Origin of the sequence: Pseudomonas sp. Lz4W (assembly GCF_000346225.2) — a bacterium.
GTDB lineage: Bacteria > Pseudomonadota > Gammaproteobacteria > Pseudomonadales > Pseudomonadaceae > Aquipseudomonas > Aquipseudomonas paraversuta.
On record NZ_CP017432.1, the window covers coordinates 4,964,283 to 4,982,328 of the forward strand.

Genomic DNA, 18,046 nt, shown 5'->3' on the forward strand with positions numbered 1-18,046 from the left:
CAAAAACTGAAGGGCGTTGCACGCGCAACTAAATAGGGACATTCATAACAGAACATGGTCTGTTAGTAGTTACAACGTCGGACATTGAGGAGCAAGGATACGCATGGATTATCTAGGCCCACACGTTTTCGGATACCTGATTTTATTAATCCACAGCCTGGGCTTGATTGCCGCAGTGCATGCCGTACTGACTGTGAGAACGGCGCAGGGCTCGATTGCCTGGGCCATGTCATTATTCTTCATCCCCTACTTCACACTTATTCCCTATCTGATATTTGGCCGCAGTACGTTCGACGATTACATTCGCGCCCGACGCGAAGCCAATCAGGAAATGCGTGAAGCCATCACCGATCTCAACTGGCGCCCCTGGGTTGAGGAAGCACTGGCAGCCCGCAGCTCCAAAGCTTATACCTCGTTGCGGGCCATGCCCAAGTTGGGCCGCATGCCCTGCCTGGCGAACAACAGCGTGCGTTTGCTGATAAATGGCACCGCCACGTTCGAGGCGATTTTCAAGGCCATACGCGAGGCGAAACAGGTCGTACTGGTTCAGTTTTTTATTGTCCATGACGACGACATCGGCATGAAGTTGCACGCTCTGCTGTTGGAAAAGGCTGCCCAAGGGGTTGCTGTCTATTTGCTCTACGACAGCATTGGTAGCCACTCCTTGCCCAAAAGTTACGGCGAAAGCCTGCGCGCTGGCGGTGTACAAACCTATGCCTTCGCTACCCGTGGCGGATGGATCAGCCGCTTCCAGGTGAACTTCCGCAACCATCGCAAAGTGGTGGTGGTGGATGGTGTGACGGGGTTCGTTGGCGGGCATAACGTCGGCGACGAATACCTGGGGGCCAAACCGCCGTTATCGCCGTGGCGCGATACCCATGTCGAAGTCAGCGGTCCGGTGGTGGCCTGCCTGCAGGAATCATTTGCCGAAGACTGGTTCTGGGCCGCACGCAAATTACCGCCCCTGATCCTGCCGCAGAGTTATCCGGACGGTGGGGTGCTCTGCCAGTTCCTGGCCAGCGGCCCGGCAGATCCTTACGAAACCTGCTCGCTGTTTTTTGTCGAAGCCATTCACGCAGCCAACCACCGGGTGTGGATAACCACGCCCTACTTCGTACCTGATGAAGCGGTGTTCTCGGCATTGCGCCTCGCAGTCCTACGCGGGGTCGATGTCCGCATCCTGATACCGTCACGTCCAGACCACAAAATTGTCTACGCGGCCTCCAGTCTGTATGCCTTTGAAGCAGTGCGCGCAGGCGTGCGGATCTTCCGTTACCAGCCCGGCTTTGTGCATCAAAAAGTGGTGTTGGTAGACAACGAAATCAGCGCCATCGGCAGTGCCAATATGGACAACCGTTCGTTCCGCCTCAATTTTGAAGTCATGCTGCTCACCGTCGACCAAGGGTTCGCCAGCCAGGTGGAGAACATGTTGCTCGATGACTTCGCCCTGGCCCGGGAGATCACCGAAGCCGACATAAAGGCCACCCACCGTCTCCAGCAACTGGCCATGCGCGTTGCCCGGCTGGTTTCCCCCGTCCTATAAAAAAGGCCGTGTCGCTTTGCGCGGCACGGCCTTTTCGCCCGGCGAAAACTCTTAGCGATAAATATCCGCACGGGTAGGTGGCAATTCCAGCGAGCCATCCGCACGGGGTTTGGTCGCCAGTATCTGGTCTATGTTGATCCAGCCATGGGCAAAGGCGTAGGCACAGCCCGCAAGATACAGGCGCCAGATACGCAAGATTTGCTCAGGAACCATTTTTGCTGCTACTTCAAGATTGCTCTCCAGGCGCTGACTCCAATGCTCCAGCGTGCGCGCGTAATGCAGGCGCAGGCTTTCAACATCGACCACTTCCAGCCCGGCCTCACTGATCTCGGCAGTCATCATTGACAGGTGCGGCAGCTCGCCATTGGGAAAGACATAGCGCTCGATAAAATCCCCGGCTCCACGGCCGACAGGTCGTCCATCCGTGTGTTTGGCGGTAATCCCGTGGTTCATCACCAGGCCACCTTCACGTACGGCTTTGGACAGAATCTCGCAATACTCTCGCAGGTTGGCATGCCCTACGTGTTCAAACATCCCGACACTGACAATTTTGTCGAACCGGCCATCCTGTGGCAGATCCCGATAATCCAGCAGTTGCAGGTCGACTTTATCTTGCAGGCCTTCGGCGTTGACCCGTTCTCGTGCCAGCTTCAATTGCTCTTTGCTCAGGGTAATGCCAAACACCTTGACCCCGAACTCACGGGCGGCAAATCGCGCCAGGCCACCCCAACCACAGCCAACATCGAGCAAGTATTCGCCAGGCTTTAGCCGCAACTTGCGACACAGCAGCCGGAACTTGGCTTGCTGTGCTTCGTCCAGGCTCTCTTCACCGGTTTCGAAATAGCCACAGGAATAGGCCATGTCACGGTCAAGCCACAGCTGGTAGAAGTCGTTGGATAGATCGTAGTGATAGGAAATGGATGCAGCGTCTGTGGCTTTGTCATGGTGAACACGAGATGGCGCCGTGTCTTCTTCCTCGATAAGCGCCTGACTCAATTCATCACACACCCGTATGACTTCACTGATGGACCCCTCCAGTTCGAGTCGTCCTTCAACAAATGCACTCCCCAAAAGATCAAGGCTCGGGTGAGTAAACTCAGCCACCAGAGCCGGATCCTTGACCACAATCGTAACGCTGGGCGTCAGGCCAAAACTGAACTCGTGACCGTCCCAAAGCCTTAGGCGTAATGGAAGCTGAAGTTTCTGTAAGGCCGGTGGAAGTTGCGCGAGCATCTGTAATCCTCCTACATTTCAGACGTAAGATTACAGGGTAGTTGATTAACAGAAACTTTCAGCCCCATGGGCCAGAAGGTTGAAGCTAGAGCGTGCGACGGTTTAGAAACCCCAAGCTCAACCAATCCTTGAACCAGGTCACGGCCTGCAGTGCCGCCCCTTCTTCATGGGTGACTTCGAGTGCTGAGCACAGTTGGGCAAAAGACCACCCGCGGTTCATGCCTTGCAAAGCACTGGCCTCTTCAACGCCGAGGCTGCGATATTGACAGACCTGCCCGGAGCGCCAGATCAGACACACTTCCATGGCTTCAATCCGCTCGCTGGGCACAAAAGATTCACCGGCTTTGTACGCCTGCCAGAGCATCAACGTGTTGAACCGGCACTCTACCCACTGCGCACTCGGGACCAGCTCAACCTGTAAGTCGGGCCAGGCACTCGCGGGCAAAGCAGTCATCTCTTCACAGGTTAGAGGCTGCCGGGAGGGTGCATCGAAGGCCAGGGTGAAGGCCCATTCCAGAGTCGCCATTTCAACCAGAGGTGCTGCCTGTTGTTGATCCAGATTCCCCGATAAAAACCCGGCGAAACCTGCACCGAACCAGCGCAGGCTGAAATGCGCAGAAGGACACTGTCGGATGTAAGCAACCGCCCATTGCTCGAACTCCGCGTCGCCAACCCAATACACCAGCGCCGGATAGTCGCCCCGCAGGGCTTCAAGCAATCGCCCGCGATAAGCATTGTGATAAATCGCCAGCCCGCCGGATACGTCCAGCGTCGGCCCCCCCTGCAAGCTGGTCACCCATGACGAAGGCGCCTCTACGGCATCACTCAGCAGGTAATTTTCAAACGCCAGTTGCCATTCATTCAGGCGCATAGCGATCTTCGCTCTACAACCTGTTGCCCCAATTGGCGAGCCTTGATCAGCTCGGCCATCAAGGTTTCAAAGGGCGGGTAATGGTCATCGCGCTCAATTAAAGTCGCAACCGGGCCCAGGCGCTCCAGGGTTTTTTGATACAGCGCCCAGACCGGGTCGCTTATGGGCTGATCATGGGTATCGATCACGTAGTCGCCATAATCACTGTGGCCGGCCAGATGCAACTGGCGGATTTTTTCAGCGGGCAAGCTGCTGATAAATTCCCAGGGATCAAAGCCATGGTTGCGCGCGCTGACATACACGTTGTTCACGTCCAGCAATAACTCGCAGCCGCTGAGTTGAGTCAGAGCGTCAAGAAATGCCCACTCGGTAAATTCATCAGCACTCGAACGCACGTAACTGGAGACATTTTCCAGGATCAACGGCCGGCCCAAAAAATCCTGAACCTGGCGTACTCGCCCGGCGATGTAATGCAGACTTTCTTCGGTATAGGGCAAAGGCAGCAAGTCATGGAGCTGATGCGCATTGCCCCGGTTCCAGCACAAATGATCTGAAATCCAGACCGGCTGCACCCGTTCGGCGAGCTTTTTGAGCTGGCGTAAATACTCGAAGTCCAACCCATGGGGGCCGCCGATCGATAGCGATACACCGTGCATGACCACAGGGTATTGCTCGGCAATCGCCTCGAGATAAAACAGCGCTTTGCCACCCTCGACCATATAGTTTTCGGAAATTATTTCGAACCAGTCCACCGCCGGCGACTGTTCAAGTATCGGTTGATAGTACTCACTGCGTAATCCGAGGCCGTAGCCCGGGCGGGGAAGGTTTTTTTGCATCACGGCATTCTCGCTGAAGTACCCGCAGCAACCATCAGTACTGCCGCGGGCACATGGCTGTTGGATTATTTTCCGACCGTGCCACCTGCTTCCATACACGCTGATTGAGTCATGGCTTTGAAGCCCTGGCCTTTGCAGGCACCCTGCCCCTTGCAGGCATTGTCGGCGGTTTTACAATCGTTCATGCCTTTGCACGAGGTCACACCATAGCAATGCACTTGCGCATCGGCGGCTGACACTTGAGTGGCAACACCGGCAAACAGGGAGGCGGCGGCAAGAGCAAGAGCGGCACCCGCCGCTGCGGATTTGATAGTCATTTTTGTATCCTCGATGAGCATCATGGTACGTCGGGCAAACACAATGTCAGCTGCGACGTACCACTAGAGATCCACCGGGCAAACTTGTTACAGCGGCCACCCGAAATATTTCAACGCTCATCGACCAATGCCTGCAAAGGCTCGTGGAACCTCAACAATCGCCCTGCATTGCCCAATACCAACAACGTACTGAGGTTATGCAACAGCGCGGCAATCATTGCCCCCGCCACGCCCAGCCAACCAAACGCGGCAGCGGCGACGATGGCCAGGGTCCAGCCCAGACCTATGACCACATTGACCTGCAGGGTGTGCCGGCATGCACGGCTCAACCGCACGCACGTGCCCAGGCGCCGTAAATCACTGCCAATCAGCACAATGTCGGATGAGGCCAGAGCGATGTCGGCGCCGCCCGCGCCCATGGCCACACCCACCACACCAGCCTTGAGTGCCAGTGAATCGTTGATGCCATCGCCCACCACCATCGGACGAAAGCCCCGCTCGATTTCGCTCAACACCCGGGTCAATTTATCTTCAGGCAAAGCCTGGGCCTGAACCTCGCTGATGCCCACCACCCGGGCCAAATGCTCTGCGACACTCTGACGGTCACCGGTCAGCAACACCTGGCGCCCGAGCCCCAGCTCACGCAACTCGCTCAAGGCTTGCCGGGCCTCAGGCTTGACGCTGTCGGCGAGCAACAACCAGCCCAGAAATTCCCCGCCCAGGGACAGGCCGGCAATGGGTCCGTCGTGCCCGGGTACCGGGGTAGTGACGATGCCCAATTGCTTGAACAACTCGGGGCGCCCCAACGCAGCCTCACCCTGCCCGGTACTGGCGACAACGCCCAACCCCTGGCGCTCACGAACCTCGGTTAGCGCCAGCATCTGCTCGTGACTCACCAACCCGGCCAGCGCCCGGCTTACCGGATGACTGCTGGCCGCGCCCAAACTGGCGGCAAGTTGCAGCAGAGGCTGGTGCCCGGTCAGATCAGATTCAATGGTTTGCAGGCGCAAGGTGCCGTACGTCAGGGTGCCGGTCTTATCCACCACCAGCGACGTGAGGTCGGCCAGCTCTTCAAGAAACGCCGAGCTGCGGATCAATATCCCGTGGCGCGCCGCCACCGCAATCCCGGCAATGGCCGTCGCCGGTGCCGACAACACCAAAGCGCAGGGACACGCCGCGACCAGCACCGCGAGCATCGCTTGTGCATCGTTGGTGATAAACCATGTGACCGCCGCGATCATCAACACCAACACCATGTAGCCACCGGCATACCGCTCCAGCAACCGGGTGATGGGCGGTTTCGAGCGCTCGGCGTTTTGCATCAGGGCGATCACTTTACCCAGGGTCGATTCATCGCCGGTTCGCGTGACCTCTACCCGTAACAACCCATCCAGGTTGATCGCCCCGCCAAAGATCGGCATCCCCGCGCTCACTTCCAGGGGTACTGACTCACCGGTAATCGAAGCGGTGTCCAGACTGGCCTGGCCCGACAGCACCACGCCATCGGCCGGGACCCGGTCACCGGCGCGCACTTCAACCTGATCGCCGCGCTTCAGACTGGCGTTGTCGACTTCCTGCAAACTGCCGTCTGCTTGAAATAAACGCGCCTGACTGCGGGTTAATTTGCCCAGGGCGTGAATCGCTTCCTGGGAGCCGATGACACTGCGCTCTTCGAGTACGTGGCCAAAAATCATGATGATCGGCAGCAATGCCGCAGTCAGCAAATCGCCGGTGGCCCATGCACCGAGCATCGCCAGTGCAATCAGCTGATCGGTGATCCCGTGCAGACTCGGATAGCGCAGGCTGTACCACGCCGAACGCATGACCGGCACCGCGACCAGCAGCGATGCAAACCCCAGCAGCAACTGACTGGTACCGACTTGCAGTGGCATGAGCCAGCGCCAGACCAGGCCCAGCCCCAACAGACCCAGCGCCAGCATGGCCAGAGTGAGCTGGCGGGCGGCGCTGCGTTGTTCAGCGCTGGTCAGCATACCGACGGCGGGCTGTGTGGCAGAGGTACTCATTGTCCGGCTCCCTGAATAATCAGACGGGAATCATCTTTCGGGTCAACGCTGGTGACAGAACCCGCCTGCCCCAGAATGTTCGGCAAGCGCTCGCGGTACAGACGTAACAGCAAACCCGGATCACTCCCGACCTGTTGCACCTTGGCCAGACTGGCAATGGCCGACGTGTCGGCCTGCGCCTTGGCCAAGCGCTCACTGGCTTGAGCCCGGGCTTGCTCGACGGTGCGGTCGGCTTGCTGGGTCGCGGCCTGGGAAAGTTTGGCGGCATCGTTGCGGGCATTGGCCACGGCCTTTTGCGCTTGTTGGCTGGCCGTCAGTACCGCGTTGAACGCATTCACCGCAGGGCCCGGCAAACTCGATTGCACATCAACCCGTACCACTTCCAGTCCCAGCCCCTGCCCGGTGGCACTCAATGCCGCGAGTTGCTGGTTGATGCCCTGGACCAAATCGCCGCGCAAACGCTCGCGTCTTTCTGCGGCCTGGGTGTCACTGCCGATCAGCTCAGGGCGCGCCACCAAAATAGTGTCCAGGTCCCGCGCCGCCGTAAGGGCTACCGCGCTGCGGGTCACCAATCGGTCCAGCGCCGGCAAAACGTGTTCGCCCTGCAGCACAAACCCATAGGGTTGGGTGACGTTGTAAAACACCCGCACATCCAGTTGCACCACCCCTGCGTCGCCGGTCAATAAATACCCGGAGCCAGCCAGGGCATCATTGATCGGTGTGGCAAACGAGGCCACGCGATCGGCCTGCAGCGCCACATCCGAGCGCAACAGGTTTTCGATGCGGCGCTCGCTCACCCGATCTGCCGCAGGCACGATGACCACTTGTTCGAAAGGCCTTGGCCAGGCCAGCAGCAGCCCGGCATTTTGAATCCGGTCCAGTGCGCCCATGCGTAACACCACCGCACGATTTTGCGGATCGATCTGGCGTACGTTGGAAACGCCCCAGGCGATGGCTGCAAACACAGTGACCGCGTACAGCCCCAGAAAAGCCAGGCGCCCGGCCTGCTGCCACGGGCTGCTGCGCCCCGGAATCTCATCAGGTGTCTGGCTCATGGCGTCGATCCAGCCTTGGAGTCCAGGGTCGGCGGGCCATCCACCAGCACCCGGAAGGGAGCGGCGTCGGTGCGCAAAATAATTTTTGTGCCCGGATTAACCATGGTTCCCAAGGTATCGAGCGAACGCAGCAAGTTGTACAGCTGCGGCGAGCTGGCATAAGCCCGGCCATAAATCTGCGCTGCTTCCACCCGCGACTGGGCCTCGATAGCGGCTGCTTTAACACTGGCATCCGCTTGCAGAATCCGCGCATCACGCTCGGCGGCGGAACGGATTTGCGCCGCTTCACGCTTGCCTGCCGCGGTACGTTCTGTGGCGATGGTTTCGCGCTCGGCGCGCATCCGGTCAACCGTAGCGGTGAGCGTGACCGAGGGCAGTGTCAACCGCTCGACACCTACCTGAAGCACGCGAACCCCGTAGGTACTGAGCAATTGCTGTTCGATCTGCTGGCGCAACTGCGCTTCAAAATCGGCAATTTTGACTTGGCTGGCATCCGTATTCACCAGGCTTGAGAGATCAAAACTGGCGGCGGTGGTTTCCAGCGCCGAACCCACAAACGTACGGATTTGCCGGGCCGCTTCGTCTGGCTGATTCTGCACGGCACGCATAAAACGCTGCACGTTTTCGGTATCGGGCTGTACCTGCCAGGCCACATAGGCCTGAACGATAATCCGCAGACCATCCCGGGTGCCAACGTCCTGCAAGCCGCTGGAGGTAGTGCGCAGACGTAAATCCACCGGCACGCTGATTTCAAACGGAGCCGGCCAGCGCCAGCCTAGCCCGGGTTCGAGCAGCACCCGCGCCGGGTTGCCAAAGCGGGTGATTACCGTCGCTTCGCCGGATCGCACTTGCACCAGACTTGCCGCGGCTACGGCAAACAGCACCAGCAATGTCGCCCAACCCATGCGCCGCCACGGAAACGGGCCCGGTTCATGGCCCGCGCCATGATGATGGCCGTGATGTGAACAGCCATGGTGATGGCCGCTGTGATCGTGTTGCTCGGGGGAATGTGACTGAGTCAAAAGAGGGCTCCTTACTGAACAGCTTTACGCGGCGCGACAGGATCGGCCGGCAGCGTGAAAGAACGCAGATCGAGGGTCGGCGCGCTGCTGCCCCCAAGGCGATGGTCGAGGATCAGCAATTTTGCGTTGTTCAGGCCCGTGCTCAACTGGCCCAGGTACTGCTCCAGGACAAAGGCGTGTCCGGCACGGGCATAGGCTTTTTGTTCAGCATCAAAACGCAGGTCGGCAGTCTGTGCCGTGGCATTCACTTCGTGGGCGCTGGCATGGGCCTGATCCAGAGCGGCGCTGGCAAGCATTTGCGCAACGTTGCTTTGCTCACTGGCCGCCCCGCGTTCGCGGGCAATCAGGGCCTGCGCGCTGATTTGCGCGGCCTGTACCCCGTGATAAGCGTTGGCGGCACCGGCAGGCGGATGGATGGCCTCAACCACGGTGGCGAGAATTTCCACCCCGCTGTCGAGGGTATCCAGATCCTTTTGCACTGCACGCCCGATGTCGGCGGCCAGTGCGATGCGTTGCTCGCCAAGCACGCCGTCCAGGGTGCGCGAGGCAAAGTCATGCACCAGAATTCGGCTGGCAGTACTGCGGATCAAGGTCGGCACATCGTCGCTGTGATAGGTGGCGGCAATCGCCGCCTGGTCGCTCAAACCAATGCGGTACACGAAACGCACGTCCATGTTGACGATCTGAAAGCCCTGTTTATCGTGGTTGTCGCTGGCAATGACCTGGGACTTGTCATTGACATGGGTGGCATCCCACAACCGGTTGGCCGTGACCGGCGGCGCCCCGTCTGCGGGAGTCAGTACTGGCTCGCCAGCCGATTCGGTAGCGGTGGCCAGTTCATGCACGACGCCGTTTTCCACCGCCAGCACCCGGCCCAGCGGCCAGGGCAAACCGGCGTGCAGGCCCGGTGCCAATACGGCCACCGGCTTGCCGAAGCGCTCATAGATCCCACGCCCCTGCAGGGGGATTTCATTCACGCCACTCAGCACCCAACCGACGACAACCACCAGGGCCAATACCGGTAAGAATGCTTTGCGCATGTAGGTGAACGCCCAGATCTGGCGCAGATCGATGCCAAACCGGTTGTGCAATTCATGCTGCAGGGCCAGCAATGGTTGCGGCGGCCAGCGCAGCATGCCGGCGATAAAACTTTGCGCAATCATGCGCGGCTCAAGCTTGTCACGCCGCGGACTGAACAATGCCGCCACTGCCCGCAACATCAGTTCAATCGCAACCGCCGCAGGCAACAGGCCGATCAATACCGCGAGTCGCGCCGGCCACAGGGCCTCGGCGCTGCTGAACAGCAAACACAGCGCACTGAGCAAAAAGGTGATGATCGGTACCCGCACCAGCGGCGCCAAAGGCCGGGCCTCAGGCCATTGTGCGGGTTGTTGTTGTGCCAGGTAGCGTTCCAGCACCAACAGGGCAAATGCCAATAGCACCGCACAACCTGCCGCGATACTGCCCCAAGTACCCAGGGCAACACCCGGCAATCCAAGGTTCCAGGTGTGTTGCACACTCCACCATGCCAACCCGCCGAGACCTGCCAGCCACAGCGCAGGCGCACCGATATTGACTATCAAGCGGTACGACTCGCGGCTCAGGCCCTGGCAAAAGCGCTCGTAGGCACTCAACTCTTCGTCGGGTTGAGCCTCAATGGCCTCGGGTGGTACGGGGTGTAATGCGCTATTGCGCCAATTGGCGACCCGGAACGCGGATTGCGCACCTGCCGCCAGAACCAGCAACGCCGCCGCATTGTTGTTGAGCAATACCGGCCATAAAGACTCTGACGAAAACAGGCTGATAAAAAAAGCCACTGCCCACGCCATCAATGCCAAAGCCGCCAGTACGACCCCTAATTGAAAAAGCTGACGAGCCTGAGCAGAGGCACTTTGAAAACGAGACAAAGACTCAAGACCGCCCTCCTCGGCATCTAAATCGACACGCATGGAAGCTCCATATTTTGAAATATCTAGTTACGATAAAACAAAATCAGTGAAACTTCTGTCGGCCGGAGGCGATCTTCATCTTTCTACAAAGACCGCTCGTAGCGTTACTCCGGGTGTGCGATCAACTGCTTGGCCAGGGTTTCAAATGCCGGAATGGTTACCGGATCGTTGGCCGCATTGCCGGCGATCGGATTGGAGGCATAACGTACGATCACCATCTCGGCTTTGGGATCGATATAGATCCGCTGGCCGTATACCCCACGCGCCATAAAGGCACCGTCCGGGTTATGGGTGACCCACCACATGTTGCGATAGCTGCCGCCCTTGAGCAGGTCATAACCGGCCTTGGCGAAGGCGGCTTTATCACCACCGGCACGGATATCATCGACCACGGCCTTGGGCACAATCTGCTGGCCCAGGTACTGGCCATCATTGCGGATCATCTCGCCAAACCGCGCCAGATCACGCAACCCGGTGTTCAACCCGCCGCCAGCAAATGGAGTACCGATGGAGTCGACGGTGAAGTAGGCATCCTGTTCAGCACCCAGGCGTTGCCAGATTCTTTCAGACATCAGTTGCGCAACGTTACGCCCTGTCACCCGGGCAATTACCCAGCCCAGGACATCGGTATTGACGGTTTTATAAGCAAAGGCCTGGCCGTGTTCGCCCAGCGGTTTGACGGTCAGCAAAAACTCCATATACGTGCGCGGGCCGGTGTAGTCCTTGGGTTTTGGCAGTGGGCTGCCCGCTGCCGAGTGTTGCCAGACTTCAGCATTCGGGTCGGCATAGTCTTCGCTGTATTTAAGCCCGGTGGTCATGTCCAGCACCTGGCGCAGGGTGGCGTTGCCAAAAGCAGATGTGGCCAGTTCCGGAACATAGTCCGCGACTTTTTTATTGGCATCCAGAGTGCCATCGGCCACCAGCATGGCACCCATGGTCCCGACCACCGATTTGGTGACCGACATGGCGCCGTGCTGACCCTCGGGGTTGAGCACACCGAAGTAACGCTCGTAGACCACTTGCCCGCGATGCAGTACCACGATGCCATCGGTGTAATTGGCCGCCAGGGACTGTTCCCAGGTCATTGGCTGTTGGCTGCCCAGGGGCACAAAGGTCAGCTTGTCGATATCACTGCGCAACGCCCGAGCCAGCGGCACCGGTGCTCCCAGGCCACGGGATACATTGGTGGTAGGCATCAGTTGGCGGAAGTTGGAAACGCTCCAGCGCATTGCCGGAAAATTGAAATAACTGCCATCGGCAAAACGCACGATACGATCGGCCGGTGGTGGCGCGCCGACCATCCAGCCCATAGTCTTGGGATCACTGGCGGCGGCATCGGGGTAAGTGGTTTTGTCGGCTGCGCAGGCAATGGAAGCTGCCAGGCACGAGAGTAAAAAAACCGCACCGGTGCGGGCGGGATTCAGAAGATGCTTAAACATGCATACGCCTCAGTAAAGGAACGAGACTCGGGCCAACAACAGAACTGAATGTTCCTTTTCAATTCCTGGCCGCGCATCACCTTGCGGCATGCCGGCTACTTTGCATAGCTTGAATCTGATCCGGGAGCCGGCAGCTACAGGTCCTGGGTCGGCATGGGCGATTTATATTTTTATTTCCCCGATCAGAGCTTCCAGTTGATGAAAGTCGCTATGGATATTTCTTTTTTTGCGCCAGATCATATCCAGCGTAAAGGTCGGAAAACCTGCAGGGGGGTTAAGAATTTTTATCTGCGGCGGTATGGGCAGCGTCGGCAATATTTTTTTCGGAATCGCGATCAGTGACGGAACCGACAATAAAATATTGACCCCGGCGTGGTAGGAATTGGCGCGGGTAACTATTTTTCTGCTGCGTGCCTGCTTGCCCAGCCAATCATCCACCATGTTTTTTTCCGATAACCATGGCGTTGGAAATACCTGGGGTGTTTCACAGAATTCATCAATATTCAGTGTCGTTTTCGGCTGATGCTTTTGCACACTGGATAAGCACACAAAAGAATCTTCACTGATGCTTCGATAGTCCAAAAGCGGATGACGCTGGTGATAGCCCGCGCCGAAACCGAAACATACATCGGTCTCCCCTTCCAGTACCCCATTGATCGGTAAATCTTCACCCAGGCGGCTCACACCCAATGACCAGTTACGCCCTGCCGAACGGACTGACTGCAAGAGCGCGGGCAGCATCAATATTTCGAAATACTCGGGGGCAGTGATGTTCCACTGCCGGGTCGCCGATGTCTGGGCAACCCCCTCTTTGGCGCACTGGTTAATGCACTGGACAATATTTTGCAGGTAAGGCTGCATGGCCAATACCCGCGCGGTGGGCTGCATGGCGCCTTCGCAGCTTTCAAATAATTTGTCGTCGAAACAATTGCGCAGTTTTTTCAGGCTGTAACTGATGCTCGACTGACTCAAGTTGAGTATTTCCGAGACCCGCTTGGCGCTGCGGTTTTCAATCAGCAACAAAACAATCGAAATGTCCTGCATATCCAATTGCTTCAGTGCGTTGGTATAAAGCATGTCGACTCCCTGACGGTGTAATCCTCGTGCCAAAAACAACTCAACCCGTATTACCGGTCAAGTGGGCTATACCAATTATTACACAATAAAGTGCCGGATCGCTTGTGGCGTGCAACTGCCGGCGGTGAAAGAAATCAACCTGATTGATGCCTGCCTTTGTTGCCCGAATAAAAGACAGTCGCGATAATTCATATATTTCTTTTTCCGGCATCTGCGATCACCCGGAGAAACGTGAGTTCTAGAGATGCACATAATAGAGCTGTTCCTCCAAGCCTTTAAGCTGGCAAGTTTATAATAAACTTCAGCCCCCCTATAACTACTCATTAGAGCGGGCCGAGCAGGATGGCAAGGCAACTATTAGCAGGCGCCATATACAAAGATTGTTCAAGTTATTGATCGATACCCTCGCCCCCGAAGAGCTCTGTACTTTGAAAACTGTTTGCGGGCTCTTGAAGCAGGTCTTCGTTTTTAGTTGTGGCTTCAATCGATCGATCCAGATAACTGGCGCCTGCGCCAACAGGATGAGTGTTGTCAATAAAGTAACGACCGCGTGTTCCTGTATCACGAAGGCCAGAGTAATTGATGCGGGATTCCTGGCCCAAAACAACTGTCTCCAGCGGCGGCTGGATATCCATGCAGGCCCTGTCTTCGCGATCGATGCGAACAGCCCCGGGCGCGGGCATGGAGCCATGGCGACAATCTTCTGGAGCACTTGCCAGCCGTCAGATGACGCAGGCAGAACCCGTGCTGCAACGGGTGAAGGTGCAGACTGGTTTGCAGTTGCTCAGGTTTTCGCTTCCCGGCGGCCTTGGCAAAGAACGGCACGACCGGATCCGCCTCGACGAGGAACCGTTCGCCACCCCGGGTTAGTGCGGGCTGGCGTATTCGATGACAGAAAAGCGTCATCCGGAGCATGGCTGGCCGGGAGGGTGAGGCCAGGATTCAGCACAGCTCAGGACTTGTTTTTGAAAATCCTTAAGTGGAAAGTTTTCATTTGATCAATTAAAGTAACTCACAAGTTTTAAAAAGCGTTTTTACCTCATCGTTAATCAGGATGATGAAAGCCAACCCCGAGACTGCAGCGGTGGGACTTGAAGGATCTAACATGAACAAGAAATCTACGCGGCTAACCATATTGATTGATACTCCAACCAAGGAAAAACTGGAGGCCCTCTCTGAGATGGCTGATCTCACGGTCTCGCAGATCCTTAGAAAGCTAATCAAGAATCATCTGAATACTCTCGAGGTGCCCAATAACCTGCCACCTGGAGAGTCAAGCAATGTAAGCTCACATATAATCAATTAGTATTAAGTCTTTGACTAATCCTAAAGTATTATGTTGCTGCCTCATCTATAACTAAATGATTAATAGTGGATGCTGGCCGCGGGTTATATGATGCCCGACCTGTGTGATTTTATAGTCCGCCTGCCCGCTAGAGCGCTGTCCTGCAGGACAAAATAACTTTATTTCAGTCAGCACTCTGTCGTCATCTGACGTTGATAATGGATTTGATTATGTCTTTGATACAGCAACTCCAGGCCTGTCATGCATTGTTAAGCGAATCCACTGCAGACCTCGGTGACCGCAGCGCTGCAGCCGAGCCTTGTACATTATTTTTTTCTATCAGTGACGGTACACAGCGGGCCCGGGTATTCCACGTCAGCGCCGACACGTTTGAAAATGCGTGGAGCGCCGGCCTGCTGAACCTTGCACAGCAGCCGCAGGAGCGCCAGTGGTTAAGGGTTGAACGCGCCGTCAACATCATGCCGCTGTCGTGGGCTCAATTTCAGGAACGCCTCAAGCGCCACAAACGTAACTACTTCAGATACGGCATGGCCTTCGACCCAGCCCTGGTCACCGCCATCACCGAACAGGAAATCAACGCCAACGCCATTCTTTACGGTGGCCCCAACGTTCCTCTTGCCTCGTTCAACATAAACAATTATCTGATTTATGCGAAAAGACGCTTTAGCCATTCAGTCGCTCAAGTCGCGGCCATGCAAGCACAGTCGGATTCTCAAACCCCGGTTTACCTGTTCCAGACTCAAGCTGTGTTTTGTGCCGAAGACGGCAAAGCCCATGCGCTGAGCAGCAGCGGGCCAGATGTCGGCCGACGACGCCTCAGCGGGTTACTGAGCGCGGCCGAAATCAAGGACAAGGTAACGACAGCCTCGGATTTTCTCGGCCGTCAGGTCAAGGACAGCGGGCAGTTCATCTATGGCCAGTTCCCGTGCTTCGATCGTACGATCCAGAACTACAACACGCTGCGACACGCCAGCACCACCTATTCGATGATCGAGGCCTGGGAGCTGACCGCAGATGATGCGCTTGAAGCATCAATACGTCGCTCCCTTGGCTATCTCACCGAACAGCTGATCAAGCACTACACCTTGCCCGATGGCAGCGCGGCAGCGTTCCTGGTGGATGAGGGAGATGAGATCAAACTGGGCGGCAATGCGGTCTGCCTGCTGGCGCTGGTCAAGTTCAGCGAGGTCACCGGCACCCGCGACTATCTGCCGCTACTGACAGCCCTGGCCAATGGCATCAGCTGGATGCAAGACCCCTTCACGGGCGGCTTCAATCATGTCTTGCATGCCAAGGATCTGAGCGTCAAAGCCCCGTTCCGGATCATCTATTACGACGGTGAAGCCGCATTCGGGCTGATGCGTCTTTATGGCTTGAGCGGTGACGAGCGCTGGCTGAATGTGGTGGAAAAAGCCTTCGATTATTTCATTGCCAAAGAACACTGGCGCGAGCATGACCATTGGTTGAGCTACTGCGTCAATGAGCTGACGCGCCACCGTCCGGAAGAAAAGTATTTCCGTTTCGGCTTGAACAACGTGACGGACTATCTGGACTTTGTCCTGTTGCGCATCACCACCTTCCCGACCTTGCTTGAACTCATGATGGCCGCCCAGCAGATGCTGCAGCGAATCAGCCAGGAACCGTCGCTGCGCCATCTGCTCAACGAAGTCGATCTGGACAAGTTCTATCGCGCGCTGCACTACCGCGCCGGCCATTTACTGAATGGGTATTTCTGGCCGGAAACTGCCATGTTCTTTCGCAATCCTGAGCGCATCGTCGGCTCGTTTTTCATCCGCCACCACGCGTTCCGGGTGCGCATCGATGATGTGGAGCACTACCTCTCCGGGTTCATTGCGTACCACCGCTACCTGCTTGATGGTGCACCACAAGTCCAGTACGAGCTGCCGGTGGCCAATGGCTGGCGCTGGGATGCAGAAAGTGTTGCACAAGCCACTGGCGGCTCCTGGGCAATAGCTCCCGAGGCCGGGTGGCAAGCAACAGGCCTGGCTCCATCCATGGCTTACTTCAAACCGCATCGCATGCTGAACCGCCCTGAAAGCAAGATCGGGATCAATGAAGCACGACTGGCGCGTCTCTGGGCCAAAGCTGACATAGCACAACGCCCGTCAGCTTTCATTTGTTCCGACCCGACACCCTACCTGAACGCCGGATTACCTGTGCTGCAAGTCCCGGACACGGCTGACGCCATGCTGCAACTGGGGCGCTACGCCCGGCAGGCATTTACAGGCCAGGTATTCGGGGTCACGGGCAGTGCCGGCAAAACCACCGTGGTCGCCATGCTTACCCATGCCTTGCAAACACTGGGTACCGTGGCGCAAACCGACGGCAATGCCAACCTGCCCCATGGCATCGCCTGGAACATGGCCTGCATGACCGACCCGGCTCAATTCTGGGTGCTGGAAATGGCCGTGGGCAGGATGCCCATCAATTCGGATCTGGTTCGGCCTCACGTCGCAGTCGTCACCAGCCTGTCGCCTGCGCACCTGGAATACCACGGCACCCTGGAGAACCTGGCGCGCAAGAAAAGTGCGATTTTCAGATCCATGGCGCCGGGCAGCCACGCTGTGCTGAACCGCGATATGCCTTATTTCCAGGTATTCGCTCAAGCAGCCGAGCGGGCGCAATTGACGGTGCTCAGCTATGGCGAACACCCACACGCCGATCTACGGATGATCGAGTGCAAGAGCATGCCGTCACACTTTCAGATCACTGCCAGCCTGCAGGGGACGACGGTACGCTTCAACCTTCGCGCACGCGGTCGGCACATGGTGCTTAATGCCCTGTCGGTACTGGCGTCACTGGTAGCCGCGGGCCTGCCGACAGCCGAAGCACTGAGTGCCCTGGAGACATTCGAGGCCGTTTCCGGTCGTGGCAATACACTGCAAATCCCCTGTGCAGACGGTGATTACCATCTGATTAACGATGCCTACAATGCCAACCCTGGCTCCATGGTGGCCTCGTTGAAGATGCTCGCCGAATTACCCGTCCCGGCCAATCAGCGGGTTGCGGTTCTGGGGGATATGCTTGAGCTCGGCCCGGATACGTCGCGCTATCACCTTGAACTGGCGGAATATCTTGTCGCCGCCTCTCCTCGACACACCGTGCTTTGCGGGCCGCAGATGCATGCGCTTTACATGCACTTGCGCGACCAGTCGAGTGTTGTGTGGTTTGAGGACATCAAGGCGCTGCAGGTCAAACTGCCAGAGCAGGCTGCGCATTGGTTTCGTGCAGGGGACTGGGTGCTGGTAAAAAGCTCAGGCGGTACCGGCCTCTCGGAACTGGTCGAATCGCTCACGCGCACCGGGCAGTCTGCAACGGCCTGACTGGCAGGGCCCGCGAGCGTGCCGCTCGAC

Annotated in this window: 14 protein-coding genes; 3 read left to right on the plus strand and 11 right to left on the minus strand. The window is 57.4% G+C overall.

Annotation, left to right across the window (positions count from 1 at the left end; translation table 11 throughout):
* Window positions 1–103: 103 nt before the first annotated feature.
* Window positions 104–1,543: a cardiolipin synthase gene (gene cls, locus B195_RS22615; protein WP_003438063.1), complete on the plus strand. Its 1,440-nt coding sequence runs from the start codon at window positions 104–106 to the stop codon at window positions 1,541–1,543.
* A gap of 51 nt (window positions 1,544–1,594) precedes the next feature.
* On the opposite strand, the gene cfaB is transcribed toward cls, so the two are convergent.
* The 11 genes from cfaB to B195_RS22670 all read right to left on the minus strand — a co-directional run bounded on the left by cfaB (window position 1,595) and on the right by B195_RS22670 (window position 14,001).
* On the minus strand, window positions 1,595–2,776 hold the full coding sequence (gene cfaB, locus B195_RS22620) for a C17 cyclopropane fatty acid synthase CfaB (RefSeq protein ID WP_003438061.1): 1,182 nt from the start codon (window positions 2,774–2,776) through the stop codon (window positions 1,595–1,597).
* An 85-nt stretch (window positions 2,777–2,861) separates the two neighbouring features.
* Entirely contained in the window at window positions 2,862–3,647 is a 786-nt protein-coding gene (locus B195_RS22625) for a DNA-binding domain-containing protein (protein WP_003438058.1), read from the minus strand.
* Window positions 3,638–4,483, minus strand: coding sequence for a DUF692 domain-containing protein (locus B195_RS22630; protein ID WP_003438057.1), 846 nt, complete (start codon window positions 4,481–4,483; stop codon window positions 3,638–3,640). Before B195_RS22630 ends, B195_RS22625 begins: the two co-directional genes overlap by 10 nt.
* 65 nt (window positions 4,484–4,548) lie before the next feature.
* Window positions 4,549–4,800 carry a hypothetical protein gene (locus B195_RS22635; protein WP_003438056.1) on the minus strand — a complete coding sequence of 84 codons (252 nt, stop codon included), beginning with the start codon at window positions 4,798–4,800 and terminating at the stop codon, window positions 4,549–4,551.
* A gap of 110 nt (window positions 4,801–4,910) precedes the next feature.
* Window positions 4,911–6,824 carry a cation-translocating P-type ATPase gene (locus B195_RS22640; RefSeq protein ID WP_003438054.1) on the minus strand — a complete coding sequence of 638 codons (1,914 nt, stop codon included), beginning with the start codon at window positions 6,822–6,824 and terminating at the stop codon, window positions 4,911–4,913.
* A complete protein-coding gene (gene hflK, locus B195_RS22645; protein ID WP_003438052.1) occupies window positions 6,821–7,879 on the minus strand; it encodes a protease modulator HflK in 1,059 nt (352 codons plus the stop codon). The genes B195_RS22640 and hflK (B195_RS22645) overlap by 4 nt, the downstream gene beginning before the upstream one ends.
* Complete coding sequence (gene hflC / locus B195_RS22650) at window positions 7,876–8,901, minus strand: protease modulator HflC (RefSeq protein ID WP_003438050.1); 1,026 nt, start codon at window positions 8,899–8,901, stop codon at window positions 7,876–7,878. Before hflC ends, hflK (B195_RS22645) begins: the two co-directional genes overlap by 4 nt.
* A gap of 11 nt (window positions 8,902–8,912) precedes the next feature.
* The gene (gene hflK, locus B195_RS22655) at window positions 8,913–10,850 is read right to left on the minus strand and encodes a protease modulator HflK (protein ID WP_003438049.1); all 1,938 of its coding nucleotides are present in this window, start codon (window positions 10,848–10,850) and stop codon (window positions 8,913–8,915) included.
* Between the two features lie 104 nt (window positions 10,851–10,954).
* Window positions 10,955–12,289, minus strand: a complete 1,335-nt coding sequence (locus B195_RS22660; RefSeq protein WP_003438042.1) for a serine hydrolase — start codon at window positions 12,287–12,289, stop codon at window positions 10,955–10,957.
* Window positions 12,290–12,451: 162 nt separating this feature from the next.
* A complete protein-coding gene (locus B195_RS22665; RefSeq protein ID WP_003438040.1) occupies window positions 12,452–13,366 on the minus strand; it encodes a LysR family transcriptional regulator in 915 nt (304 codons plus the stop codon).
* A gap of 389 nt (window positions 13,367–13,755) precedes the next feature.
* Complete coding sequence (locus tag B195_RS22670; protein ID WP_003438038.1) at window positions 13,756–14,001, minus strand: hypothetical protein; 246 nt, start codon at window positions 13,999–14,001, stop codon at window positions 13,756–13,758.
* A gap of 470 nt (window positions 14,002–14,471) precedes the next feature.
* Between B195_RS22670 and B195_RS23155 the strand changes: the two genes are divergently transcribed.
* Together B195_RS23155 and murF are read left to right on the plus strand one after the other, a co-directional pair.
* The gene (locus tag B195_RS23155; protein WP_029612854.1) at window positions 14,472–14,672 is read left to right on the plus strand and encodes a ribbon-helix-helix protein, CopG family; all 201 of its coding nucleotides are present in this window, start codon (window positions 14,472–14,474) and stop codon (window positions 14,670–14,672) included.
* A gap of 209 nt (window positions 14,673–14,881) precedes the next feature.
* A complete protein-coding gene (gene murF / locus B195_RS22680; RefSeq protein WP_003438034.1) occupies window positions 14,882–18,016 on the plus strand; it encodes a UDP-N-acetylmuramoyl-tripeptide--D-alanyl-D-alanine ligase in 3,135 nt (1,044 codons plus the stop codon).
* The last annotated feature ends 30 nt before the right edge of the window (window positions 18,017–18,046 follow it).